Here is a 25030-nt window from a genome sequence, read left to right as displayed (position 1 = left end):
CTCGCCCCGCTCCATCCCGCGCCCCTGCCGGCTTTCCGGCAGGTGGACCTGATGAACACCGAGTCGCTGCTGACCGCGGAGGAGCGCGCCCTCCGTGATCGCGTGCGCGCCTGGGTCGACACGGCGCTGATGCCGAACATCTCGCAGTGGTACTTCGACGGCGTCTTCCCGCATCACCTGGTCGGCGAGATGGCCGGGCTCGGGCTGCTCGGGCCGACGATCCCGACCACCTACGGCGGGCCGGGGCTGTCGGGCGTGGCGTACGGACTCATCATGCAGGAACTCGAGCGCTGCGACTCCGGCATCCGCTCCTTCGCCTCGGTGCAGAGCTCGCTGGTGATGTACCCGATCTGGGCCTTCGGCTCCGAAGCCCAGAAGCAGGCGTGGTTGCCGCGGATGGCGCGTGGCGAAGTCATCGGCTGCTTCGGCCTCACCGAACCGGAGTTCGGCAGCAATCCTGCCGGCATGATCGTCAACGCCGACGAGACCGCCGACGGCTGGACGCTGCACGGCACCAAGAAGTGGCTCTCCAACGGGCCGTCGGCGCATGTCGCCGTGGTCTGGGCCAAGACCAACGGCTCCGACGATCCCAAGAGCATCCGCGGCTTCCTCGTGCCGACGAACTTGCCTGGGGTGACGGTGCACCGTGTCGACGACAAGCATTCGCTCCGCGTCTCGGAGTCGAGTGCGATGACCTTCGATCAGGTGAAGCTCCCGAAGGACGCGCTGCTCCCCGGGTCGGGCGGCGTGAAGAGCCCGCTGATGTGCCTCACCCAGGCGCGCTACGGCATTGTCTGGGGCGCACTCGGTGCCGCCCTCGCCTGTTTCGACGAGGCGCTCCAGTACGCCTTGCAGCGCGAGATGTTCGGCAAGCCGATCGCCGCCACGCAACTCCAGCAGGAGCGGCTCGCCGAGATGGCGACCAAGGTGACCAACGGGCAGCTGCTCGCCCTCCAGCTGGGGCGGCTGAAGGACCAGGACGCCATGACCCCGGTGCAGGTCTCCCTCGCCAAGCGCCACAACGTCGACATGGCCTGCGACGTGGCCCGCGAGGCGCGCCGCCTCCTGGGGGCCAACGGCATCCTCGGCGGCTGGCACGCCATGCGCCACATGGCCAACCTCGAGAGCGTCTACACCTACGAGGGGACCCACGACATGCACACGCTGATTGTGGGGCAGGAGCTAACTGGTTTTCCTGCATACAGATAGCGCGATTGTACGAGAAGCGAGAAGCGAGAAGCGAGAAGCGGGAACGCGCTAGTCCCCGTTCGCGTCTCTCGCTTCTCGCTTCTCGCTGCTCGCCATTAGATTGGCGCGTCCCTAACGGAGTCTCATGATGGCAGGTTCGTCGGAATTCACTGGGGTCGACTTCTACGACATGGACGCTCTCCTCTCGGAGGAAGAGCGCGCCGTGCGCGATACCGTGCGCTCCTGGGTCGACGACCAGCTGATGCCGGTCATCGGGGAGTGCTATCTCGAGGGGCGGTTCCCGAAGGAGCTGATCCCCGGCATCGCGGAATTGGGCATGCTCGGTGCCAACCTGCCGGAGGAGTACGGCTGCGCCGGGCTGAACAACGTCGCGTACGGCCTGATCATGCAGGAGCTCGAACGGGGCGATAGCGGCATCCGCTCCTTCGCCTCGGTGCAGGGCGCTTTGGTGATGTATCCGATCTACGCCTTCGGGAGCGAGGAGCAGAAGAAGCACTGGTTGCCGAAGCTTGCCGCCGGCACCGAGATCGGCTGCTTCGGCCTGACCGAGCCGGACTACGGCTCGAACCCGGGCGGGATGATCACCACCGCGCGCGAGACCGCCGACGGCTGGGTGCTCAACGGGACCAAGATGTGGATCACCAACGGCTCGCAGGCCACGGTCTCGATCATTTGGGCCAAGACCGGCGACATCGACGACCAGAAGAGCATCCGCGGCTTCATCGTGCCGACCAACACCCCCGGCTTCACGGCGAAGGACCAGAAGGGGAAGCTCTCGTTGCGCGCCTCCGACACCAGCGAGCTGCACCTCCAGGACGTCCACGTCCCGAAGGACGCGCTGCTGCCGAATTCCGGCGGGCTCAAGAGTCCGCTGATGTGCCTCACGCAGGCGCGCTACGGCATCGCCTGGGGCGGCGTCGGCGCGGCGATGGCGTGCTACGACGAGGCGCGCCGCTACGCCGCGAACCGGGTGATGTTCGGCAAGCCGATCGCCGCGACGCAGCTGCAGCAGGAACGCCTCGCCGAGATGCTGACCGAGATCACCAAGGCGCAGCTGCTCGTGCTGCAGCTCGGCCGCCTCAAGGACGAGGGGAAGGCCACGCCGTCGCGGGTCTCGCTCGCCAAGCGCAACAACGTCAACATGGCGTGCGAGTGCGCCCGCGAAGCGCGCCGACTTCTCGGCGGCAACGGCATCCTCGTCGAGTACCACTCGATGCGCCACATGGCGAACCTCGAGAGCGTGTACACGTACGAGGGGACGCATGACATGCATTCGTTGATTTTGGGGCAGGAGATTACGGGGATCGCCGCGTACTAGGTCGTAAGTCGTAGGTCGTATGTCATAGGTCCTTCGACTTCGCCCGCTCCGCGGGCTTCGCTCAGGATGACATTCGGTTCGACTTACGACCTACGACCTACGACTTACGACTTTCTTTCAGCAGGAGCTCCACGCACGTGAAAATTGCCATCTGCCTCCGCCGCGTCCCCGACACGACCGCGAAGATCGCGATCGCGGCGAACGGCACGTCGATCGACGAGACCGGGGTGAAGTTCGTCCCGAATCCGTATGACGAATACGCCCTCGAGGCCGGAATCGCGCTGCGTGATGCGGCGGGTGCCGGCGAGACCGTCGTGATCGCCTTCGGAGGCGACGCCGTGCAGGAGACGATGCGGACCGCGCTCGCGATGGGCGTCGACCGGGCCGTGCACCTGCAGGGGACGCCGTCGGCGGATGGCCTCGCCAATGCACGCGTGCTGGCCGACCACCTTCGGGACGGGGGCTACGACCTGATCCTCTTCGGCAAGGTCGCCGTCGATGACTACGGCCAGCAGACCGGTGCGATGGTGGCGGAGCTGCTGGGCCGGCCGTGTGCCACCGCGATCACCGCGCTCGTCATCGAGGGCGGCACCGCGAAGGTCACCCGCGAGGTCGAGGGCGGCGTCGAGTCGGCGCATTGCGCGCTGCCGGCCGTCTTCACCTGCGACAAGGGGCTGAACACGCCGCGTCTCCCCGGCCTCAAGGGGATCATGGCCGCCAAGAAGAAGCCGCTCGACATCGTCCCGACCACGGCCGGTGATTCGCGCGTCACCATCGTCTCGCTCGCGCTGCCTCCGGAGCGCCAGGCGGGACGGATTGTCGGCGAAGGGGCGGCCGCCGTGCCAGCCCTGATGGCGGCCCTCACGACTGAAGCGAAGGTGCTCTGACCATGGCCGACATTCTCTGTGTGATCGAACAGCGGGGCGGGGCCGTCCGGAAGGGCGCCAATGAATTGCTCACCGCGGCGCGTCAGCTCGCCGACCAGCTCGGTGGCCGCGTCGATGCGCTGGTCTGTGGTGCCGGTGCCGTGAGTGGCATCGAGAGTCTCGGTGCCGCGGGCGCGGATCGCGTCCTGACCGCCTCGCACGAGGCCTTTGCGCAGTACGCGCCCGAGGCGATCGTCGCGACGGTGCAGTCGGTGGCCGGGCAGTACGCCGCCGTGCTCGTCGCCGCAACGGCGACCGGCAAGGATCTGGCGCCGCGGATTGCCGCCGCCATCGGCGCGCCGTGCGGGATGGATGTGACCGCGGTCTCCGCGCTGAACGGCGCGGTGCGCGTGGTGCGCCCGGTGTACGCCGGCAAGGCGATCCAGACGCTCGAGTTCAGCGGCACCGCCGTGGTCGCCGTGCGGCCGGGCGCCTATCCGGCCGCCGCCTCGGGCAAGGCCGGCGCCGTCGAATCGATCGCAGTGCCGGCGTTCACCCCGCGCCTGGTGGTGACCGGCATCGCCGCGCCGGAGAAGGCGACGCTCGACGTGGCCGAGGCGCGCGTGGTGGTGGCCGGTGGCCGTGGCCTCGGCGATCCGCAGCACTTCGGGCTGCTCGAGGCATTGGCCGCGGCGTTCGGGGGCGAGGCCGCCGTCGGCGCGTCGCGTGCGGTGGTCGATGCGGGCTGGATCGAGCATGGCGCGCAGGTCGGCCAGACCGGCAAGACGGTCGCGCCCGAGCTCTACATCGCGGTCGGCGTCTCCGGCGCCATTCAGCACCTCGCCGGAATGCGCACGGCGCGCACGATCGTCGCGATCAATCGCGACAAGGACGCGCCGATCTTCAAGGTGGCCGACTACGGCATCGTGGGCGACCTCTTCGAGGTGGTTCCTGCGTTGACCGCCGCGGTGAAGGCAGCCAAGGGGCAGTAGCGGTTGTCGCGTCCCCTCGTCGTCGGCACCGGCATCGCCGGGCTCTGGTCTGCCTGGCGACTCGCTTCGGAGGGCCATGAGGTCCTCCTCGTGACCAAGGGGACGCTGGCCGACTCGAACACGGCGTGGGCTCAAGGGGGAATTGCTGTCGCCATGGGCGACGGCGATTCCCCCGCGTCGCATGCGGCTGACACCATCGCGGCGTCGGGTGGGCTCACCGATCCCGAGGCCGTCGACGTCCTGGTCAACGAAGGCCCCGATCGCATTCGCGAGCTGCTCGGCCTCGGCGCCGAGTTCGATCGGGCACCCGATGGATCGCTCCGCTTCGGGTTGGAGGCGGCGCACTCGCACGCGCGCATCATCCACGCCGAGGGCGATCGCACGGGGGCGGTGCTCGTGGCGGCGCTCAGTCGGGTGGTGCGCGCCGACCCGCGCATCGAACTGCGAGAGTCCACCCGCGTCCGCCGCCTGGTGATGCACGAGGGCCGTGTGATCGGGGCGATCCTCCTCGACACCGACGGAGACCCCACGGCGGTGGCAGCGCCCGCCGTGATTCTCGCGACCGGTGGCGTGGGCCAGCTCTTCGAGGTGACCACCAACCCGCCCGTGGCGACTGCCGACGGCTGGGCGCTCGCCTCCGCGGTCGGTGCCGAGCTGAAGCACATCGAGTTCCTGCAATTCCATCCCACGGCCCTGCACCTCGCTGGGGTGAATCCCGCCCCGTTGCTGACCGAGGCACTCCGCGGTGCGGGGGCGTGGTTGGTCGATGCCGCCGGCCGTCGCTTCACCTTCGACGCGGACCCGCGCGGCGAACTTGCCCCGCGCGACATCGTGGCGCGTGCGGTGGCTGGGCCATCGCTCCGCGGGGAGGCCTTCCTCGATGCACGGCACATCCCCGACGTCGACTCGCGCTTCCCCGGCGTCGCGGCGCTGGTGGCACAGCATGGCCTCTCGCTCAGTGCGGACCTCCTGCCGATTGCGCCCGCGATGCACTACGCGATGGGTGGCATCCGGACCGATCTTGATGGTGCCTCGACCGTGCCGGGACTCTGGGCCGTGGGCGAGTGTGCCCAGACCGGTGTGCACGGCGCCAATCGACTCGCGTCCAACTCCCTGCTCGAAGGGCTGGTCTTCGCCGATCGAGCCGGCCGGGCGGTGAGCAGCGAGTTGGCAGAGCGGGCGTGGCGTCCGGCGTCGTTCGCCCCGGCTCCCGACGACGCCGACCATGGCCCGGAGCAGGGAGGTGGTGTGCTGCTGACGGCGATGCGCCGTTGCATGACGCGCGACGTCGGACTGCTCCGCACCGAGCACGGACTCGCCGAGGCGGAACTCGCACTGGCCGGCCTGCGCGACGCGGTGCCCCCAGGGGCCTGGCACGTCGCCGACCAGCTCCGGATCGCCATGCTGATCGCGCGGGGCGCACGTCGTCGCCGCGAGAGTCGCGGCGGACATCGTCGCACCGACTTCCCGAACCCGCGGAGTACCTCGTGACGAAGGCCTTGCCCGTCATCGAAGCCGGCACCGAGTCGCCCGAGCAGATTGCCGCCCTCCAGGCGGAGATTCGTGCGCTCGCCGTCGAGAAGCACGCCATCATCCTGGCGCACAACTATCAACGTGCCGAAGTCCAGGATGTGGCGCACTTCGTCGGCGACTCGCTCGGCCTCTCGCGGCGTGCCGCCGGCGTCACCGAGGATGTGATCGTCTTCTGCGGCGTGCACTTCATGGCGGAGACCGCCAAGGTGCTCGCGCCCGAGAAGGCGGTGCTGCTGCCGGACCTCGCGGCCGGCTGTTCCCTCGCCGACACCATCACTCCCGAAGAGGTGCGCGGCTGGCGTCAGGACTTTCCCGAGTACGTCGCCGTCGGGTACGTCAACACCACCGCGGCGGTGAAGGCGGAGCTGGACTACTGCTGCACCAGCGGCAACGTCCTCGAGGTGATCGACGCGATCCCCGAGGAGAAGGGCATCCTCTTCCTCCCCGACATGTTCCTCGGCGCGCACGTTCGCCGGATGCGGCCGCACCGCCGCGTGGAAGTGTGGATGGGAGAGTGCCACGTGCACGCCGGGATCGACATCGCCAATCTCGAGGCGGCGCGCGCCGCGCACCCGGGCGCCGAAGTGCTGGTGCATCCCGAGTGCGGCTGTGCCTCCCGCCTCCTCTATCGGATGGCCGATGGCGACCTCCCGCCCGAGGGGATCCATATCGCCTCGACGGAAGGGATGATCCAGCTCACCAAGACGCTCGCGGCCGACACCTTCATCATCGCGACCGAGACGGGGATCATCCACCGGATGGAACAGATGGCGCCGGGGAAGAAGTTCGTCGCGGCCGATCGTGCCGCCGAGTGCGCCTACATGAAGACGATCACGCTGCAGGATGTGCGCGATGCGCTGCGGCACCATCAGTACGAGATCGACGTGCCGGCCGAGATTCGCACCCGCGCGAAGCTCGCCATCGACCGGATGGTGGCGCTCGGTGCTTGATCCCCGCGCGCCGGGCGTGGTGGCAGCCGACGCGGCCCGCGTCGCCGCGCTCGCCCTGGCCGAGGATGGCATCGCGGATGTCACCTCGCGCGTCACTATCGCCGAGGGACAACACGGTGTCGGCGTGATCGAGGGCCGTGCGCCGCTGGTGGTCGCCGGGCAGGCGTACGCCGATGCCGTCGTCGCCGCCTGCGGCCTCGATCCGGTGACCTGGTCCGTCGCCGATGGCGATCACCTGGGCACGCCGACGGTGCTCGGTACCATCCGCGGCCCGCTCCGCGCCATCCTCCGTGCCGAGCGCCCGCTGCTGAACCTGTTGCAGCGCGCCTGCGGCATCGCCACGATGACGCGTCAGTACGTCGACGCCGTGGCGGGAACTGGCTGTCGCGTCCTGCACACCCGAAAGACCACCCCGGGGCTCCGCACCTTCGAGGTTGCCGCCGTGCTCTCCGGCGGTGGCGCGCTGCACCGCACCGACCTGGCCACGACGCTGATGGTCAAGGACAATCATTGGCAGGCGTTGCGCGCCTCGGGGCGGACCATCGCCGACGCGTTGGCCGAGGCGGCGGCGGGCGGGGTGACCGGGCTCCAGGTCGAGGTCGAATCGATCGAGCAGCTCGACGAGGCGGTCGGGGCCGGGGCGACCCGGCTCCTAATCGACAACCAGACCCCGGAAACGGTGGCCAGCTGGGCCGCCCGTGCCCGCGCCGTCCGCCCCACCCTCGAGATCGAGGCCACCGGGGGCATCACCCTCGCCACGATCCGCGCCTACGCCCTGGCCGGGGCAGACTTCGTCTCGACCGGGGCGCTGACGCATTCGGTCGCGGCGGCGGACTTGGGGCTGGAAATTCGATGATCGATGGTCGATGATCGATCATCGATCATCGAATCGCCCCTATATATTCCGGGATTCACCCTGTTCCGGAGCTCCCCCCGTGGGCGTTGTCCTCCCCGTTCGTCATCAGCCGTCGCTCCCCGCCACCATGATCCGGGCGGAAACGCCCCATCCCGAGGCGATCGAGCTCGATGTCCTGGTGGTCGGGGCCGGCCCGGCGGGGCTCTCGTGCGCCATCAAGCTGGCGCAGGCGAATCCGGATCTCGCCATCGGGGTGCTCGAGAAGGCCGGCGCCCTGGGGGAGCATTCCCTCTCCGGCGCCGTGATCAACCCCTCGGCCTTTCGCGCCCTCTTTCCCGACCTGAAGGATGCCGACTTCCCCTTCCGCCAGCCCGTGGCCGGTGAGGCGGTCTACTACCTGACCGAGGGGGGCGCGACCAAGCTGCCGACGCCGCCGACGATGAAGAACCACGGCAACTTCGTCTGCTCGCTCTCCGAGGTGGTCCGTTGGCTCGGCGAACAGGCCGAAGGGATGGGGATCAACATCTTCCCTGGCTTCCCGGCCGAGTCGCTGCTGGTCGACGGCAAGCAGGTGATCGGCGTGCGCACCACGCCGGGCGGCCTGGATCGTGACGGGCAACCGACGGATGTCTTCCAGGAGACGACCGACCTCACTGCGCGCGTGGTGGTGCTCGCCGAGGGATCGCGTGGTCCGCTCTCGCAGGCGTGGCGCGAGTGGCAGGGTGTCGGCTCGCCGAATCCGCAGATCTTCGCGCTCGGCGTGAAGGAAGTCTGGGAAGTCACCAAGCCGCTCGACCGCGTCATCCACACGCTGGGCTGGCCGCTGCCGAGCAACGCCTTCGGTGGCTCGTGGTGCTATCCGATGGGGCCGAATCAGGTCTCGATCGGACTCGTCGTCGGCCTCGACTATCACGACGCCTCGCTCGACGTGCACGAGTCGTTGCAGCGGATGAAGCTGCACCCGCTGTTCAAGGAGATCCTCACCGGCGGGACGATGCTGGAGTGGGGCGCCAAGACGATTCCGGAGGGCGGCTTCTACTCGCTGCCCGAGCGGCTCTTCGGCGACGGCGTGGTGATGATCGGCGACACCGCCGGCTTCGTCGACGTCCCGTCGCTCAAGGGGATCCATTACGCGATGGAGTCGGGGATGCTGGCGGCCACCACGATCGTCCAGGCACTGGGCACGGAGGGGCGCGTGCCCGCCGAGCGACTCGCCGGGTATGACGTGGCGGTGCGCCAGTCGCGGATCGTGAAGGACATGCACAAGACGCGGAACATGCGGCTCGCCTTCAAGGACGGGTTCCTGCCTGGCGCACTCAAGGCGGGGCTGATGACCGTCACGGGCGGCGCGTTCCCCGGCGGGCGGATCGCGATGCCGGCCGACGCCGAAGCGCCGCGCGCCAGCGGGCCCGGCGTGCCGTTCACGCCCGACAACGTCCTGACGTTCAGCAAGGTCGATGCAGTCTTCAAGTCGGGCAATGCCACGCGCGATTCCATCCCGTCGCACCTGATCGTCGGACGCGACGTGACCGGCGAGGTCGCCGATTTCTATGCCGCGCTTTGCCCGGCGGGCGTGTATGAGCGCGACGGCAACACGCTGCGCGTCAACGCGCCGAACTGTGTCGACTGCAAGGCCACCGATGTGCTCGGCCCGCGGTGGACGCCACGCGAAGGGGGCAGCGGCCCCAAGTACCGGCTGATGTGACCGCACCGGTCGCGCGGCGCAGCACGCTGGCCCGACTCGGCGCGTGGATCACCTCCCCGCCGGACGAAGCCTTTGCCGATGCGGCACGGGACGGCGAGTTGTTGGTGGCCAGGGTGCGCACCTGGCTCACCTTCTTCCTCCTGCTTGCTCCGATCCTCTCGCTCTTTCTCGAGCCCGGTGACGCCCAGCACTATGTCGGGCTCGCGGTCACGCTCATCGCGGTCCTGGTGGCCGTCGTGCTCGAGCGGTTCATCCAGAGCCACACCTATCGACAGGGCATCGCCTTCGTCTCGTCCACCGTGGACGTCTCGCTGGTGTCGATGTCGCTCTTTGCCTTCTGGGTGGTGCAGCGCCCGATCATCACCACCAACTCCCGCGTCGTCTGGGAAGCGTACCTGATCGCCATCGCCGCCTCGGCGCTGCGTTACGACCAGCGCGTGACCCTGGTGACCGGCATCATGGCCGCCACCCAGCATCTCGGGCTCACCGCACTCACCTGGGCCACGCACCGGGGCGACGGGCTGCTCGTCGGGAGCGAGGAGTACGGCACCTTCTCATGGGCGGCGCAGGTGTCCCGGGTGGTGGTGATCGGGGCGATGACCGTCGTGGCGCTCTCGATCGTCGGCCGCACCCAGCGCCTCCGCAAGATGAGCACCAACGATCGGCTCACGGGGCTCTTCAATCGATTGTACGCCGAGGAGTACCTCGTCAACGAGGTGCTGCGCACCGCGCGGACGCGGAGCGCCCTCGTCGTGGCGCTGCTCGATGTCGATCGCTTCAAGGAGTTCAATGACACGCACGGGCACGCCGCCGGCGATGCCGCGCTGCGCGCGCTGGCGACGGTGCTGAAGGACCGGCTGCGGCGCAGCGACATGGTGGCGCGGTATGGCGGTGAGGAGGTCCTGATTGTGCTGCCGGGTGCCGATGTGCAGAGTGCGCTGGACGCGCTCGATCAGGTGCGCGTCGCGGTCGGGCTGACCGACATCACGTTGCCGAAGGGTGGGACGGCGCGGGTCCAGGTCTCGATCGGGATGGCGGCTTGGGGTGTCGATGCGCGCACGATGGACGGCCTGCTCGAAATCGCCGATGCCCGGCTCTACGAGGCCAAGGCGGCGGGCCGGAACCGGGTCGTCGGTCCCGGCACCGAAGGGATGCTGTCACTCTTCGAGCAGGCCTGACGCCACCAGCAGTTCGGCATTCTGCACCGCGGCGCCAGCCGCTCCCCGCACCAGGTTGTGTCCCAACGCCACCAGCCGCAGATGATGCAGCGGGCAGGGCCGCACGCGTCCGACCGTGACCGTCATCCCGCGGCCGCGGTCGAGGTCGAGCCGTGACTGCGGCCGGTCCGGGCGGTCATCCACTTCCACGGGCAGTGCCGGCGAACTCGGCAGCGTCGGCACCGGGTCGGTGCCGCGGAAGGCGCGCAGCGTCGCGATCGCCTCGATCGGCGTCGGCGCGGTGTCGAACTCCAGCGACGCACTCACCATGTGTCCGTCGACCACGGGGACGCGGTGCACCATCGCACTGGTCACGATCTCCGCCTCGACGATCCGCTCCCCCTCCACACGGCCGAGGATCTTCCGCAGCTCCGCCTCGATCTTCTCCTCTTCGCCCCCGATCAGCGGGATCACGTTGCCGAGGAGGTCGAGCGACGGCACCCCCGGATATCCCGCGCCCGACGCGGCCTGCAGCGTGGCGACCACGGCCTTGCGAAGGCCGTAGGCGCGGTGGAGCGGCGCGATCGCCGTCACCAGCGCGGCGGTGGAGCAGTTGGGATTCACGACGATTGCACCGGTCCATCCGCGCTCGCGCCGCTGCCGTGCGAGCAGGGCGAGGTGATCGGCGTTGACCTCCGGGATCAGCAGCGGCACGTCATCGGCCATCCGGAAGGCCGACGCGTTGCTCACCACGAAGACGCCCGCCGCGGCGAAAGCGGGCTCGACCTCGCGCGCCACCGGCGCGTCCAGCGCCGAGAAGGCAATCCGAACGCCGGCCATCGGGGCCACGGTCGTGAGGCGCATCTCGGCGATGTGGTCAGGGAGCGGCGTCAGCTCGCGCCAGCGCACTTCGTCGCCGAAGCGCTTGCCGTCGCGGGCCGCCGAGGCGGCCAGCTGGACGATCTCGAACCAGGGATGCTCCGCGAGGAGCGCGATGAACTTCTGGCCGACGGTGCCGGTGGCGCCGAGGATGGCCACGGGGAGCTTGGTCATGCGGGAGAATCTATCCGACTGCTACCGACCGTGACGAGTGACCCGTGACCCGTGACCAGGAATGGCGCCCCGGTCACTGGTCACTGGTCACTGGTTACAGGTGACCGATCACCCTGCTTCTGAAGCCGTCTTCCGCATCGACAACCACACCGACGCGCCGAGCGTCACCACGATCACGGCCAGGGAGGCCACGATCGGCAGGTGGACGTAGCCCGAGATCGTCATCTTGATGCCGACGAAGACCAGGATCAGCGCCACGCCGGCCTTGAGGTAGTGGAAGCGGTCGAGCATCCCGGCGAGCAGGAAGAAGAGCGCGCGGAGGCCGAGGATCGCGAAGATGTTGGACGAGTAGACGATGAACGGATCCTTGGTCACCGCGAAGACGGCCGGGATCGAGTCGATCGCGAAGACCAGGTCGGTGGACTCGACCACCAGCAGCACCAGCAACAGCGGCGTGGCATACCAGCGCGCGTGGCTGCGCGTGAAGAACTTCTCGCCGTCATAGGCCGCGGTGAAGGGAAAGAGCTTCCGCGCCAGCTTCACGATCGGGTTCTTCTCGGGTTCGATCCGATCCTCGCCGTCGCTGCGGAACATCCGGATCCCGGTGATGATGAGGATCCCGCCGAAGACGTAGATGATCCAGGTGAAGCGTTGGAGCAGGAGGGCGCCGAGGCCGATCATGATCGCGCGCATGATGATCGCGCCGACGATGCCCCACTTCAGCACCTTCGGTTGCAGCTCAGACGGCACCGCGAAGTACTGGAAGACCAGGATGAAGACGAAGAGGTTGTCGACCGACAGCGACAGCTCGATCAGGTAGCCGGTGAGAAACTCAAGCCCGTGCGCCGACCCCTCGCGGATCCAGAGGAAGGCGCAGAACGCCATCGCGAGGGCGACCAGCGATCCCGACCAGCGGGTCGCCTCGCGTGTCGTGAGCACGTGCGAGTGGCGGTTGAGGACCCCGAGGTCCAGCACCAGCAGCACCAGGATGACCAGCGAGAAGCCGATCCAGACGGCTGGTGGATGGACGCTCAGTTCGGTCATGCGGAGGCCCGCTGGGCGTCGAGGGAGCGCATGCCCATCTGTTCGGCGTCAAAGGCGAGGAGCGCCGCCACCCGCTCCTCGGTCGGCGGGTGCGTGCTGAAGAGCTTGGCCAGGCCGCCCGCCTTGAGCGGGTTGACGATCGCCAGCGCCGCCAACGACGGCGACACCGGCAGCGGCAATTGCTTGGCCATCGCATCCATCCGGGTCAACGCCTGCGCCAGCGGGCGCGCCTTCCCGACGATCTCGGCGCCGGTCCTGTCCGCGGCAAACTCGCGCTGTCGCGAGATGGCGAACTGGAGCATCATCGCGACGAACGGCGCCAGGATCATGAAGGCGATATCACCGATTCCGCCGCCCTCGTCGTCACTTCGGCGCATCACGCTGCCGGCGAGCCACGGGAGGACGCCGATCATCGAGCCGATGCCGGCGGCGATGGTCTGGATCAGCATGTCCTTGTTCTTGATGTGCGCCAGCTCGTGCGCAATCACGCCCTGGAGCTCGTCGCGCGGGAGCGCCTTCAGCATCCCTTCCGTCACCGCGACGATCGCCTTCGCTTCCGAACGGCCGGTGGCGAAGGCATTGGGCTGTGCCGACGGAATCAGTGCCACGCGCGGCATCAAGAGCCCCGCACGCTGCCGCAGCTCGTCGACCATCGCCACCAGGTCAGGCGCCTCGGCGGCGGTCACGATCCGCGCGCCATAGCCGCGCATCACCATCTTGTCCGAGAACCAGAACGAGACGAACGCCATGATGAGGCCGATCGATCCGCCGAACATCAGGCCGGCCGTCCCGCCCACGAGCTGCCCGCCCACCATCAGGATCGAGATGAGGCCGGCCAGCAGGATGAACGTCTTGGCAGTATTGACCATGGTGCTACCTCCTACAAATGAACGAAGGCGAGACTTCGCCGCCCCCGTTCGATCGGGTGGTGACGAAGGTCTCGCCTGAACAGCCGTACTGGCTTTCCCGGGGCACCGTGCACACCGGAGGTGTGCAGTCTTGACGATGCCGCCGACCGCCTGAATTCCGGCGGTTGGGCTACTCCCCTTCTGAGCGGTGAAGGCTAAGGGCGGGGACCCCGCCAATCAACTCCATCAAGGGAACGAGATCGCCTCCAGCGTGGTTCCGGCGGGTACCACGCCCTGGCCCGCCGGGACGCACACCAGGAATTCGGCCCCCCGCATCGTGGTCATCAGCGCCGATCCGACGGGCCCGGTGGCCCGGAGCAGGGGGGTCACGAGGTGGCTTGCTCCCTGGCGACTGGCGCGGAAATAGAGGTCCAGCACGGCGTCCCGTTCCACGTCATTGTCCAGCGTGACCTGGAGCGTCGGGCGTCGGGGGGCGGTGTCACCGAGGAGCCGGCGGATCGCCGGCCGCACGAAGAGGGTGAAGGTCACCATCGCCGAGACCGGGTTGCCGGGGAGGGCGATCCAGAGCCGTCCATCGGCCAATCGCGCCGCCGTGGTCGGCCCACCCGGCCGCAACAGCACCCGCCGAAAGAGGAGCCGCGCGCCGAGTCGTTCCAGCACCGCCGGCACGTGGTCGTGGTCGCCCACGGAGACACCGCCGACGGTGACGAGCAGTTCGGCGCTCGATGCGTGCCCGATGGCGGCGATGAGTGCATCGGGGTCGTCGGGGACAGGGCCGAGGGGCAGCGGGGTGGCCCCGGCGAGATGGGTCAACGCGGCAAGCGTCGGCGTGTTGCTGTCGGCGAGTCGGCTCCCGGCACGGACCGGCGTGGGGTCGTCGAGCGAGGCGAGTTCGTCGCCACTGCTGATGATCGCCACGAAGGGGCGTCGGTGCACGGGCGGCGTGGTGATCGCGAGGGCGGCGAGGAGCGAGATCTCGCCCGGCCCGATGTCGTGGCCGCGCGGCAACACGACGACCCCTGCCGCGACGTCGCTGCCGGCACGGCGCACATGCCGGCCGAGATCGCGATCGCCGTGGATGCGCACGACCTCGGCACCACGATCGGTGTCCTCCTGCCGGATGATGGTGTCGGCACCATCCGGGAGCGGACCACCGGTAAAGATCCGCATTGCCTCGCCGCGGGCGAGCGGCCGCGGCGCGGTGGCGCCGGCCGCGATGTGCGCAACGACCGGCAGCGTGATGGGGCGTTCGGGGGAAGCTCCGCGCACGTCGTCGCCGTGCACCGCGTAGCCATCCATCGCGGCGTTGGTCCATTGCGGCAGGGCGAACGGTGCCACGACCTCCTCGGCGAGCACGCCACCGAGTGCCTCCGCCAGCGGCACAGGCACGCTCGGCAACGGCGCGACCTCGGCGAGAATCGCCGCGATCGCGTCGTCGACGCTCAGACGAATGGCGGGCATGCGGAGCTCAGTACCGTCGGCCGCGTCGCTTCTCGAGCACGATGTCGAAGCCGACGAGAATCGAGGGGAGCGTCCTCCAGACCGAGCCCGTCTGCGGGGGCGCGCCCTGATAGATCGAGGGCCCGGTGACCACCGGCAGACGCAGCGCGGTGTAGCGCAGTTCGGCGCGGAACTGGTAGCCTGGCGACGACGAGGTCGCGATGCCGACCATGAGCGAGCCGGTCGGGCGCAACTGACCTCCGCCCGTCTGCGGATAGATGGTGACCGCGGTGTCGCCGAAGGTGCCGATGGTCGCCACCGTGCGCACCGTCCCGCGGAGTGCCAGCGCCACGCCCGCCACGCCGCGCACATACGGCTGGATGAACGTGCGGCTGGATGGGCGCAGCACCAGTCCGCCCGCGATCGAGACTGCGGAGGCCGGGCGTTCGTAGTTCGTCAACGTGGTACAGACGAGTCGGTTGAGCGGGTCACCACTCGCGGTGACGAGGGTGCAGTCGTCCACCGTGCCGAGGCCGAGGTAGTTCACTTCGGCGGTGACCCCGAGATTGCCCTTGGGATACCAGGTGCCGGTCCCGGCAAAGGTGATGTTCGAGCGGATCCGACGCTTCAGCCCGAAGACATCGACCGCTTCGGTGGTCGTGAGGATCGGTTGCGCGGGAACGGACCAGAGCTCGGTGCCGCCAATCCACCCGGCGGCGACGCCGATGACGAGTCGACTCTGGTCGCCGGTTGCCTGCGCCGCGGCGCGCACCGGGGGCAACGCCAGCAGTGCGAACAGCGCACCGCACAGGGCGAATTGCCTCGAGGGGGTATCACGCATCGGAGCCTCCGGGGGGAACGACAGATCGAACTCGACGATCGCAGGGGTCAGGCGGGTCCGCGGCACTCGGCCCAGAGGGTGGCGTCTTCCGCCACCAGCACACGCTCCACCGAGACGTCTGCGGGGAGACGTTCGGCGACTCGCGCAAAGCACCACGCGGCGATCGCCTCACAAGTCGGCAACTGCGCGCCCGGTGCAAAGGCCGGGACCGCCTCAGCAAGATGGCGCCCCGCGAGCGGCGCCGCGATGGTTTCGGTAAGGATCGTGTCAAGCAGCGGCAGGTCGATCACCATCTGCGTCTCGGGGTCGAGCATTCCGGCGACGGTGACCTCGACGCGATAGAGGTGCCCATGTCCGGGGGCCGCGCTGGTCCAGCCGAAGCGCCGCTCGTTCTCCGCCTCACTCCACGCCGGCTTGTGGTAGCGATGGCGGGCGTGAAACGTCAGCACTCGCGTCAGCGAACAGCGCATCGATCGATCGTCAGAACTTGATCCCGAGGCCGATGAGCAGCGCGGGCACCGGCGTGTACTCGCCGCCCTTCCCGGTCGGATTCACGGCGTTCGGGTTGTCGGCGGTGCCCGGCGCCTGAGCCGGTTCGTCGGCGTAGGAGTTCGGGTACTTGAGGTTCCAGAGGTACGCGCGCGCCTCGACCTTGAGGAAGAGCTTCTGGCCCAGCATCAGGCGCGACCCGACGTTCGGGGCGAAGTAGAGCTTGGTGCCGAAGCTGTAGCCGGAGGTGTCGGCGGCGGGCGTCTTCGCACCATTCACCATCCCCAGGCCGACGCCGCCGTAGGGCGCCAGACCGTGCCACGTCTTGCCGCCGGTGAGATTCAACTGGAGGGTGAACTCGCCCCCGATGAGGCGGTGGTCGATCGGCCCCGTGACCCGCGTGGCCGGCGACTTGTCCGCGTCGACGATGTAGCGCTCCGAGGAGGCCGTCCAGACGCCGAGCGCCAGCTGCAGCGAGTGATTGCCGCGGAAGTTCATCCGCGCCCCCATGAGCCGACCATCCTGCGGACCGACCTTGAGCGGGCCGCCATTGCCGAAGAGCTGGCCGCCCTGGAGTTCGAGCGTCTGGCCGAAACGGATTTCGCGGAACGGCGACTTGGCAGGGAGGTACCCGACCTGCGCCACGGCGGCGGCGGGGAGGCAGAGCGCCGCGAGGGCGACCAGGGCGGAACGGCAATGGGATGAGCGCATCAGCACCAAGCTACACCTCAGGCGAGCAGAAGGGATCGGCCGGTCATCTCGGCGGGCTGGTCGATGCCGAGCAATCCGAGAATGGTAGGCGCCACGTCGCAGAGCGCGCCACCTGTGGCGCGGAGCGGGGCGTCGTGACCGACGGTCAGGAACGGAACGAGGTTGGTTGTGTGAGCCGTGTGCGGCCCCCCGGTGACCGGGTCGATCATCATCTCGGCGTTGCCGTGGTCGGCGGTGATCAGGACCCGGGCGCCGACCGTGTCGGCCGCCGCCAGCACCTGCATCAGCGCACGATCGACCGTCTCGACTGCCTTGATCACGGCGGGAATCACCCCGGTATGCCCGACCATGTCGGCGTTGGCGAAGTTCGCGAGGAAGAAGTCGTGCTCGCGGCGACCCAGCGCGCGGCAGAGCACCTCGGCAATGCCGGCGGCGCTCATCTCCGGCGCCAGGTCATAGGTCGCGACCTTTTGCGACGGCACCAACTCACGCTCCTCGCCGGCCCAGGGCACTTCGTTCCCGCCGTTGAAGAAGTACGTGACATGCGGGTACTTCTCGGTCTCGGCGGTGCGGAACTGCGTGCGCCCGATCTCGCTCAACGTCTCCGCGAGAATCTTCGCCATCGAAAACGGCGGAAACGCCGAAGGAATCGGGAAGGTCTGGTCGTACTGCGTCATCGTGGCGGCGGTCAGCTGCGGCCGATCGGAGACGTCGAAGCCATCGAAGCTCGGGATGCAGAGCGCGCCGACAATCTGACGCATCCGATCGGAGCGATAGTTGACGAAGAAGATTCCGTCGCCGTCACGCAGCGGCGCGATCGGCGCACCGTTCGCCGTCATCACCAGCGGCTTGACGAATTCGTCGGTCTCGCCGCGGTCGTAGGCCTCGCGCACGGCGGCGAGTGGGTCCGCCACGTGGAGTCCGACACCATGCACCATGGCATCGTACGCGAGCTTCAGCCGTTCCCAGCGATGGTCGCGGTCCATCGCGAAGTAGCGCCCGACCAAGGAGGCCAGCACGGTCCGCCCGCCACCGAACTTCGCCATGTCCTGCTGCAATCCCGCCACGACCTCGATGCCCGAATTCGGCGGGGAGTCGCGGCCGTCCAGGAAGCCGTGGATGGCGATGCGGGGGACGCCGAGGCGGATGGCGGCGTCGATGGCGGCGCGGAGGTGGCCGTCGATCGCGTGGACGCCGCCCCAGCCCAGCAGACCAGCCAGGTGCAGGGTGCTGTCGGCGCGAACCACGGCGGCGCACACCGCGGCGAACGCCGGGAGGGCGATGAACTGGTCGCGGGCGATGGTCTGGTTGATCCGGACGAGATCCTGGGGGACCACCCGGCCCGCCCCGAGGTTCAGGTGGCCGACTTCGCTGTTCCCCATCTGCCCCTCAGGGAGCCCGACGGCGAGGCCGCTGGCATCCAGCAGGGTGCGCGGGGCGCGGGCCACAAGGCGATCCCAGGTCGGGGTGTTCGCCATCGCGATCGCGTTGCCGTAGGTCTCCTCGCGCCATCCCCAGCCGTCAAGGACGACCAGCACCACCGGCGCGGACTGCTTGCGGGCGTTTGACATGCTCCTCCGCGACGTCTACACTCTCAATCTGTGATCCGCGCGCCGCAATCTACCCCTGCCAGAATCCGCCTACCAGCCTGCATGCTGCTGTTGTGGGCCGCGTGCGCGTGGCCCTCCACGCCGCTCGTGTCGCAGGCGGTTGGCGCCGGGAAAATCCTCTCCGACGCCGAGTTCCAGAAGGAACCGAACGGTACCGCGCTGGGTCGGCTGATGGCCGGGACCCCGGTCACCACGGTCAGTCTCAAGGGGAACTGGGCCGAGGTGCGCTTCGACGGTTGGCTCGCGGCGAAGGCCCTTCGGGACGATCGTCGCGACGGCTACGACGTGGCGGTGGCGCTTGCGGCCGGCAGCACGCTGCGCGGTGCCGCCGGGAGCGGTGCCACCCTGGCCGCGTTGCGGGCCGGGGCGCTCTTCAAGCGGCTCGAGACCAAGGGCGAGTGGGTTCGGGTGCAGCGGAGTGCCTGGGTCCTCAAGAGCGCCCTCAAGGGGGCGGATGCGAAGTCGCCCGACGCCCCCGCGCCCGCCGCAGCTGGCCCCGCCACCACCCCACCGCCGACCAAGGCGGATTCCGGCGGCAAGGTCGGCAGCAGCACCACCCTGAGCGGCGGCGCTACCCTCTCGGCCACCTCGGGCGGCACGCCGGTGGCCACCCTCGAAGTCCCCGTGGCCGCCACCGTGCTCGAGCGCAAAGGGGGTTGGGCCCGGGTGCAGATCGAGGGGTGGGTGCGCGAGGGGAGCGTCGGTGAGGGGACCCCAGACGGGGGACCGTCTGCCGCCGACATTCGCGCCAATCCGGACCGTTACCTCGGCCAGACCGTCGAATGGACGATCCAGGTCCTCTCGATCCAGAAGGCCGACGAACTCCGCCCCGAACTGCCGCCCGGCCAGCCCTATGTCCTGGCTCGGGGGCCGATCCCTGAAACCGGATTCGTCTACCTGATCGTCAGTGCCAAGGAGGCGGAGCAGTTCCGCGCGATGGAGCCGCTCGCCAAGCTTCGCATCCGGGCCACGATTCGCGCCGGGCGGAGCCGCTTCCTTCCGACCCCGGTGCTCACCTTCGTGCGCCGGCTCGACTGAGCCCGGAGGGGCCCGTGAACGAACAACTCCGCGACCGGATCCTCCGTCGCCTCGACACGCTGCCTGACGAGCGCGGCCTGCAGCTGCTCGACTATGTCGAATTTCTCGAGAGCAAGTATGCCGAGCGCTCGACGCCCTCGAATCTCTTCGCCCGCTTCAGCGACAGTGTCCAGGACACGATGCGCGCCGGCAAGCTGCCGCTCGACGCCATCTCCGGCACCGTCGGCTTCCTCGATTCCGCCTCCAAGGTGGTGAAAGGGCTCTCGGCCGCGGCGTCCGCGGTGGTCGAGGAGGCCTCGAAGACCGCGCAGACCCTGACGGCGCCTCCGGCCCCCAAGGACAATCCGCCCGCCGTGCCGCCGGAACGCGGAGGGCCGGGTTGATCGAACCCGGCGCGGGGCGCTAGGTTTCGGGATGATTCCCTTCAGCACGCTGCGCACACCGGCCGGTCGCCCGTGAGCCGAATCCGGACGACTCCGGGGCTGACGTTTGACGACGTCCTCCTCGTCCCGCGCCACTCGCTGGTGCACCCTCGGCAGGTTTCGACCGCCACCCGCTTCACTCGCGCGATCCCCCTCCACATTCCGCTGCTCTCCGCCGCGATGGACACCGTCACGGAATCCGAGATGGCGATGGCGATGGCGCGCGCGGGTGGCATCGGCGTGATCCACAAGAACATGTCGATCGACCGCCAGGCCGCCGAGGTCGACCGCGTCAAGCGCAGCGAGAGCGGGATGATCCTCAACCCGATCACGCTCGGCCCCGATCGCCCGATCCGCGAGGCGCACGCGCTGATGCGTCGCTTCAAGATTTCCGGCGTGCCGATTGTCGACGGCGATGGTCGCCTGATCGGGATCATCACCAATCGCGACCTGCAGTTCGAGCGGGCGCTCGACCGGCCGATCGCCGAGGCGATGACGCGCGACGGTCTGGTCACGGCGCCGATCGGCACCACGCTCGACGAGGCCGAGGCGATCCTGGCGCGGCACCGGATCGAGAAGCTGCCGGTCGTCGACGAGACGGGCGTGCTGAAGGGGCTGATCACGGTCAAGGACATCTTCAAGCGGCGCGATCACCCCGACGCCAACAAGGACAGTCATGGCCGGCTGCGTGTCGCCGCTGCCGTTGGCGCGGGTGCGGAGGCGATGGTGCGGGCGCGCGCGCTGCTCGATGCCGGCGCCGACGTGATCGTGGTCGATTCGGCGCATGGTCACTCCGAGGGCGTGCTCGAGACGATCGCCGCGCTGCGTGATGCCTATCCGGATGCGCAGCTGGTCGGTGGCAACGTCGCGACGGAAGCGGGCGCGCGTGCGCTCGTCGAGCGCGGCGTCGATGGCATCAAGGTGGGCATCGGCCCCGGCTCGATCTGTACCACGCGCGTGGTCACTGGCGTGGGCGTGCCACAGATCACCGCGATCATCGATGCGGTGCGCGGCGCCGGCGATGTGCCGGTGATCGCCGACGGCGGCATCAAGTACTCGGGCGATGTGGTGAAGGCGCTCGCAGCAGGGGCGGCCTCGGTCATGATGGGCTCGATGCTCGCCGGCACCGAAGAAAGCCCGGGGGAGAGCATCCTCGCCGAGGGGCGTCGTTTCAAGATGATCCGCGGCATGGGCTCGCTGTCCGCAATGCAGGACGGCTCGGCCGATCGCTACTTCCAGGAAGGCGAGGTCTCCGCCTCGAAGATGGTCCCCGAGGGCATCGAGGGGCGGGTTCCCTACAAGGGGCCGGTCGCCGATGTTCTCTTTCAGATGGTTGGCGGCCTGCGGAGCGGGATGGGGTACTGCGGCGTCGGCGACATCGCCACGCTCTGCAGCGAGACCGAGTTCATCCAGATCACCTCGGCCGGCCTCCGTGAGTCGCACCCGCACGACGTGACCATCACCAGGGAAGCACCCAACTACCAGAAGTGATGTAACGATGATCGATCATCGATCATCGATCATCGATGATCGATGGCTGCCAACGCAGCTCCGTAGGATTGCGTACCACCCCTGTTTCCACCACACATTCGTCCCCCTAACCCCCTGAGGCCCCTGTGGCTGAAACCGTGCAACGCGAGCAATGGGGCTCGCGCATCGGCCTGATCCTCGCCATGGCAGGCAATGCCGTCGGGCTCGGCAACTTCCTCCGCTTCCCGCGCCAGGCGGTCGACAACGGCGGCGGGACGTTCATGATCCCGTACTTCATCGCCTTCCTGCTCGTCGGCATCCCGCTGATGTGGATCGAGTGGGGCGTCGGTCGGTACGGCGGCGTGCGCGGACAGGGGAGCACCCCGGGGATGTTCGACGCGCTCTGGAAGAACCCCGTGGCGAAGTATCTCGGCGTGCTCGGCCTCTTCATGCCGATCATCGTCTTGATCTACTACTGCTACATCGAGTCGTGGACGCTGGCGTGGACCTTCTTCTCGCTCACCGGCCAGACGCAGGGGCTCGATCAGGCGGGGATGTCGGCGTTCTTCAAGTCCTACGTCGATCTCCAGAACGGCAGCATCCACGGCTTCTGGGTGCCGTTCGGCTTCTTCTTCGCCACGGTGGCGGTGAATTTCTGGGTCGTCAGCAAGGGGCTCACGGCGGGCATCGAGAAGTTGGCGAAGATCGGCATGCCGATCCTCTTCATCTTTGCCGCCATCCTCGTGGTCCGCGTGCTGACGCTCGATCCTGTCACCATCACCCACGACGGCATCACCACGACGCAGGGGCCGATGGACGGCCTCCGCTTCATGTACACGCCGGACTGGTCGGCGCTCGGATCGCCGAAGGTCTGGCTGGCCGCGACGGGGCAGATCTTCTTCACGCTCTCGGTCGGCATGGGCTCGCTGCAGGCGTACGCGTCGTACCTCACCAAGAAGGACGACCTCACCCTCTCCGGTATCGCGACGGCTGCGACGAATGAGACGGCCGAAGTCGTGCTCGGTGGGTCGCTGGCGATTCCGGCAGTGGTGACCTTCTTCGGCGTCGCGGGCGCGGTGGCCGTGGCGAAGGGTGGGTCGTTCGACCTCGGCTTCATCTCGATGCCGCTGGTCTTCAACAGCCTGCCCGGCGGTCCGATCGTCGCGACTGGCGCAGGCATCATGTGGTTCGGCCTCCTCTTCTTCGCCGGCATCACCTCGTCGGTGTCGATGGCGACGCCGGCGCTGGCGTTCGTCGAGGAGAATTTCGGCTGGACGCGGAAGAAGACGGCGTGGTCGTTGGCCGCGATCACCATTCTGCTCGGCTGCCTGCACATCGTCTACAACACCCGTGGCTTCCTCGACGAGTGGGACTACTGGGCCGGCACCTTCGGCCTCGTGATCCTTGCGTTGGTGGAGACGATCATCTTCGTCTGGATCTTCGGGCCCGACAACGCCTGGCGGGAGTTGCACGAGGGCGCGGCCTGGCAGATTCCGAAGTTCTACAAGCCGATCATCACGTACGTGACGCCGCTCTTCCTGCTCATCATGATGATCTGGTGGACCATTCAGGACGCGATCCCGACGCTGCTGATGACCGGCGTGCCGGCCGAGAACGTCCCGGTCAAGTGGGCGTCGCGCGGGTTGATGCTGCTGATCCTGGTCTTTGAGCTCTGGCTGATCAAGAAGGCCTGGGCGAAGAAGGCCCTCAAGGGAGGGACGGCCTGATGGATACGCTCGCGACGGCGGCAGGGACCCTGCCGCCCAACACCCTCGGGACCAACGCCTTCATCTTCATGGCGCTGGCGTGGACGTTCGTGCTCGGCCTGATGCTCTGGTCGTTCCGCAAGCTCATGTCGACGCCTGAAAACGAGAAGCTGCCGCCGGCGGGCTCGATCCCGTGAGCCTGTTTCGCACCAAGTCGATGACCGACGTGATCCCGGACGACGAGGGGGGACCGAGCCTCAAGCGGTCCCTCACCGCCATGAACCTCACGTTGCTCGGCATCGGCGCCATCATCGGCGCCGGCATCTTCGTGCTCACCGGGACGGCCGCGGCGAACTTCGCCGGCCCGGCGATCGTCTTCTCCTTCATCATCGCCGGGTTCGGCTGCCTCTTCGCGGGGCTCTGCTACGCCGAGTTCGCGTCGATGATTCCGGTGGCCGGCTCCGCCTACACCTATGGCTATGCGACGCTCGGTGAGCTGGTCGCGTGGATCATCGGCTGGGACCTGATCCTCGAGTACCTCTTCGCGGCCTCGACGGTCGCGGTCGGTTGGTCGGGCTACTTCACCGCCTTCCTCTCGTCGGTGGGCATCCACCTCCCGGCGGCATGGGCAGGTGCGCCGTTCACGGTCGAGGGGACCCACACGCTGGTGCGCGCACAACTCTGCGTCGACCCGGCGACGGGCGGCGTGGCGGTTGATGCCGTCACCCGCACCGCCATCACGATCGAAAACTGCGTTGCCTCGGGCTTCACGCTCGGGCAGGGGGTGCTGAACCTCCCCGCGATGCTGATGGTGCTGGCGCTGACCGCCCTGCTCGTGCTCGGCATCAAGGAGTCGGCGAAGTTCAACAACATCATCGTGTACGTGAAGGTCGCGATCGTGTTGCTGGTGATCGCCTTCGGCATCAAGTACGTCAACACCGCCAACTGGGTCCCCTTCATCCCGCCCAACACGGGCGAGGCGGGTCACTTCGGTTGGAGCGGCATCCTGCGTGGCGCCGGCGTGATCTTCTTCGCCTACATCGGGTTCGACGCGGTCTCCACCGCGGCGCAGGAAGCGAAGAATCCGCAGCGCGACCTGCCGATCGGCATTCTCGGCTCGCTCGCCGTCTGCACCGTGCTCTACATCGCGATGGCACTGGTGATGACGGGCATGGCGCACTACTCCGAACTCAACGTGGCGCACCCGGTCTACGTCGCGATCGAGAAGGCCGGTCCGGCACTCGCTTGGCTCGGCTTTCTGGTGAACATCGGCGCCATCGCCGGTCTCGCTTCGGTCGTGCTCGTGATGCTCATGGGCCAGCCACGCATCTTCTACGCGATGTCGCGCGACGGCCTCCTGCCGAAGATGTTCGGCAAGGTGCACCCGAAGTACGGCACGCCGTGGATCGCCACGATCATCACCGGCATCGTCGCCGCGCTGGTCGCCGGCATCTTCCCGATCGCGCTGCTGGGTGAGCTGGTCTCGATCGGCACCCTGCTCGCCTTCGTGATCGTCTGCGGCGGCATCTGGGTCCTCCGGGTCAAGCGCCCCGAACTCGAACGGCCGTTCCGCACCCCGCTGGTGCCGCTCGTCCCGATCCTCGGCATCGCCATTTGCGGCTACATGATGTACGGCCTTCCTGCCGACACCTGGATCCGGCTCGGGGTCTGGATGGGGCTGGGGCTGCTGATCTACTTCGGCTACGGCATGAAGCACTCGCGCTTGGGCAAGCTCGAGAACAAGTAGGCCC

23 protein-coding genes are annotated in these 25030 nt (G+C 68.4%); 15 read left to right on the top strand and 8 right to left on the bottom strand.

Annotated elements, in window-relative coordinates:
* The first annotated feature begins 51 nt into the window (after positions 1–51).
* The 9 genes from IPG05_06105 to IPG05_06065 all read left to right on the top strand — a co-directional run bounded on the left by IPG05_06105 (position 52) and on the right by IPG05_06065 (position 10607).
* On the top strand, positions 52–1209 hold the full coding sequence (locus IPG05_06105) for an acyl-CoA dehydrogenase family protein (protein ID MBK6494658.1): 1158 nt from the start codon (positions 52–54) through the stop codon (positions 1207–1209).
* A 127-nt stretch (positions 1210–1336) separates the two neighbouring features.
* On the top strand, positions 1337–2527 hold the full coding sequence (locus tag IPG05_06100) for an acyl-CoA dehydrogenase family protein (protein MBK6494657.1): 1191 nt from the start codon (positions 1337–1339) through the stop codon (positions 2525–2527).
* Positions 2528–2664: 137 nt separating this feature from the next.
* Entirely contained in the window at positions 2665–3414 is a 750-nt protein-coding gene (locus IPG05_06095; GenBank protein MBK6494656.1) for an electron transfer flavoprotein subunit beta/FixA family protein, read from the top strand.
* A 2-nt stretch (positions 3415–3416) separates the two neighbouring features.
* Positions 3417–4385: an electron transfer flavoprotein subunit alpha/FixB family protein gene (locus IPG05_06090; protein ID MBK6494655.1), complete on the top strand. Its 969-nt coding sequence runs from the start codon at positions 3417–3419 to the stop codon at positions 4383–4385.
* A gap of 3 nt (positions 4386–4388) precedes the next feature.
* Positions 4389–5876, top strand: a complete 1488-nt coding sequence (gene nadB / locus IPG05_06085) for an L-aspartate oxidase (GenBank protein ID MBK6494654.1) — start codon at positions 4389–4391, stop codon at positions 5874–5876.
* 17 nt (positions 5877–5893) lie between these two features.
* Positions 5894–6868, top strand: a complete 975-nt coding sequence (gene nadA / locus IPG05_06080; GenBank protein ID MBK6494653.1) for a quinolinate synthase NadA — start codon at positions 5894–5896, stop codon at positions 6866–6868.
* A complete protein-coding gene (nadC, locus tag IPG05_06075) occupies positions 6861–7724 on the top strand; it encodes a carboxylating nicotinate-nucleotide diphosphorylase (GenBank protein MBK6494652.1) in 864 nt (287 codons plus the stop codon). Before nadA ends, nadC begins: the two co-directional genes overlap by 8 nt.
* 79 nt (positions 7725–7803) lie before the next feature.
* Positions 7804–9429 (top strand): 4Fe-4S dicluster domain-containing protein, encoded by a 1626-nt coding sequence (locus tag IPG05_06070; GenBank protein ID MBK6494651.1) that lies wholly within the window; start codon positions 7804–7806, stop codon positions 9427–9429.
* Complete coding sequence (locus IPG05_06065) at positions 9426–10607, top strand: GGDEF domain-containing protein (protein MBK6494650.1); 1182 nt, start codon at positions 9426–9428, stop codon at positions 10605–10607. The genes IPG05_06070 and IPG05_06065 overlap by 4 nt, the downstream gene beginning before the upstream one ends.
* Here IPG05_06065 and asd read toward each other — a convergent pair.
* From asd to IPG05_06025, 8 genes are all read right to left on the bottom strand, one after another.
* Entirely contained in the window at positions 10587–11639 is a 1053-nt protein-coding gene (gene asd / locus IPG05_06060; GenBank protein MBK6494649.1) for an aspartate-semialdehyde dehydrogenase, read from the bottom strand. The genes IPG05_06065 and asd overlap by 21 nt on opposite strands.
* A gap of 108 nt (positions 11640–11747) precedes the next feature.
* Complete coding sequence (locus IPG05_06055) at positions 11748–12683, bottom strand: TerC family protein (GenBank protein ID MBK6494648.1); 936 nt, start codon at positions 12681–12683, stop codon at positions 11748–11750.
* A complete protein-coding gene (locus IPG05_06050; GenBank protein MBK6494647.1) occupies positions 12680–13552 on the bottom strand; it encodes a M48 family metalloprotease in 873 nt (290 codons plus the stop codon). Before IPG05_06050 ends, IPG05_06055 begins: the two co-directional genes overlap by 4 nt.
* 225 nt (positions 13553–13777) lie before the next feature.
* Positions 13778–15013, bottom strand: coding sequence for a molybdopterin molybdotransferase MoeA (locus IPG05_06045; GenBank protein ID MBK6494646.1), 1236 nt, complete (start codon positions 15011–15013; stop codon positions 13778–13780).
* A gap of 7 nt (positions 15014–15020) precedes the next feature.
* Positions 15021–15833 carry a hypothetical protein gene (locus IPG05_06040; protein ID MBK6494645.1) on the bottom strand — a complete coding sequence of 271 codons (813 nt, stop codon included), beginning with the start codon at positions 15831–15833 and terminating at the stop codon, positions 15021–15023.
* Between the two features lie 47 nt (positions 15834–15880).
* Positions 15881–16303: a 6-carboxytetrahydropterin synthase gene (locus tag IPG05_06035; protein MBK6494644.1), complete on the bottom strand. Its 423-nt coding sequence runs from the start codon at positions 16301–16303 to the stop codon at positions 15881–15883.
* Between the two features lie 10 nt (positions 16304–16313).
* The gene (locus IPG05_06030; protein MBK6494643.1) at positions 16314–17033 is read right to left on the bottom strand and encodes a hypothetical protein; all 720 of its coding nucleotides are present in this window, start codon (positions 17031–17033) and stop codon (positions 16314–16316) included.
* Positions 17034–17050: 17 nt separating this feature from the next.
* A complete protein-coding gene (locus tag IPG05_06025) occupies positions 17051–18604 on the bottom strand; it encodes a 2,3-bisphosphoglycerate-independent phosphoglycerate mutase (GenBank protein ID MBK6494642.1) in 1554 nt (517 codons plus the stop codon).
* Positions 18605–18685: 81 nt separating this feature from the next.
* On the opposite strand from IPG05_06025, the gene IPG05_06020 reads away from it, so the two are divergent.
* The 6 genes from IPG05_06020 (at position 18686) to IPG05_05995 (ending at position 25026) form a co-directional block, all read left to right on the top strand.
* Positions 18686–19681, top strand: coding sequence for a hypothetical protein (locus tag IPG05_06020; protein ID MBK6494641.1), 996 nt, complete (start codon positions 18686–18688; stop codon positions 19679–19681).
* Between the two features lie 14 nt (positions 19682–19695).
* Positions 19696–20064 carry a hypothetical protein gene (locus IPG05_06015; GenBank protein ID MBK6494640.1) on the top strand — a complete coding sequence of 123 codons (369 nt, stop codon included), beginning with the start codon at positions 19696–19698 and terminating at the stop codon, positions 20062–20064.
* A gap of 72 nt (positions 20065–20136) precedes the next feature.
* A complete protein-coding gene (guaB, locus tag IPG05_06010; protein MBK6494639.1) occupies positions 20137–21594 on the top strand; it encodes an IMP dehydrogenase in 1458 nt (485 codons plus the stop codon).
* 125 nt (positions 21595–21719) lie between these two features.
* On the top strand, positions 21720–23300 hold the full coding sequence (locus IPG05_06005) for a sodium:calcium symporter (protein ID MBK6494638.1): 1581 nt from the start codon (positions 21720–21722) through the stop codon (positions 23298–23300).
* Positions 23300–23476, top strand: coding sequence for a hypothetical protein (locus IPG05_06000; GenBank protein MBK6494637.1), 177 nt, complete (start codon positions 23300–23302; stop codon positions 23474–23476). The genes IPG05_06005 and IPG05_06000 overlap by 1 nt, the downstream gene beginning before the upstream one ends.
* A 20-nt stretch (positions 23477–23496) precedes the next feature.
* Positions 23497–25026, top strand: coding sequence for an amino acid permease (locus IPG05_05995; protein MBK6494636.1), 1530 nt, complete (start codon positions 23497–23499; stop codon positions 25024–25026).
* Positions 25027–25030 lie beyond the last annotated feature (4 nt).

The organism is Gemmatimonadota bacterium (assembly GCA_016704275.1).
Classification (GTDB): Bacteria; Gemmatimonadota; Gemmatimonadetes; order Gemmatimonadales; family GWC2-71-9; genus Palsa-1233.
Note: the sequence above shows the minus strand (reverse complement) of the source record. Positions and strands in the feature narration are given on the sequence as shown.

Bases quoted from the DNA above. Each gene is read 5' to 3' on its own strand.
- IPG05_06100 (MBK6494657.1), top strand. From the start codon at position 1,337: ATGGCAGGTTCGTCGGAATTCACTGGGGTCGACTTCTACGACATGGAC.
- IPG05_06045 (MBK6494646.1), bottom strand. From the start codon at position 15,013: ATGCCCGCCATTCGTCTGAGCGTCGACGACGCGATCGCGGCGATTCTC.
- IPG05_06000 (MBK6494637.1), top strand. From the start codon at position 23,300: ATGGATACGCTCGCGACGGCGGCAGGGACCCTGCCGCCCAACACCCTC.
- IPG05_06040 (MBK6494645.1), bottom strand. From the start codon at position 15,833: ATGCGTGATACCCCCTCGAGGCAATTCGCCCTGTGCGGTGCGCTGTTC.
- IPG05_06025 (MBK6494642.1), bottom strand. From the start codon at position 18,604: ATGTCAAACGCCCGCAAGCAGTCCGCGCCGGTGGTGCTGGTCGTCCTT.
- IPG05_06035 (MBK6494644.1), bottom strand. From the start codon at position 16,303: ATGCGCTGTTCGCTGACGCGAGTGCTGACGTTTCACGCCCGCCATCGC.
- IPG05_05995 (MBK6494636.1), top strand. From the start codon at position 23,497: ATGACCGACGTGATCCCGGACGACGAGGGGGGACCGAGCCTCAAGCGG.
- IPG05_06090 (MBK6494655.1), top strand. From the start codon at position 3,417: ATGGCCGACATTCTCTGTGTGATCGAACAGCGGGGCGGGGCCGTCCGG.
- IPG05_06050 (MBK6494647.1), bottom strand. From the start codon at position 13,552: ATGGTCAATACTGCCAAGACGTTCATCCTGCTGGCCGGCCTCATCTCG.
- IPG05_06020 (MBK6494641.1), top strand. From the start codon at position 18,686: ATGCTGCTGTTGTGGGCCGCGTGCGCGTGGCCCTCCACGCCGCTCGTG.
- asd (MBK6494649.1), bottom strand. From the start codon at position 11,639: ATGACCAAGCTCCCCGTGGCCATCCTCGGCGCCACCGGCACCGTCGGC.
- IPG05_06055 (MBK6494648.1), bottom strand. From the start codon at position 12,683: ATGACCGAACTGAGCGTCCATCCACCAGCCGTCTGGATCGGCTTCTCG.
- IPG05_06030 (MBK6494643.1), bottom strand. From the start codon at position 17,033: ATGCGCTCATCCCATTGCCGTTCCGCCCTGGTCGCCCTCGCGGCGCTC.
- IPG05_06105 (MBK6494658.1), top strand. From the start codon at position 52: ATGAACACCGAGTCGCTGCTGACCGCGGAGGAGCGCGCCCTCCGTGAT.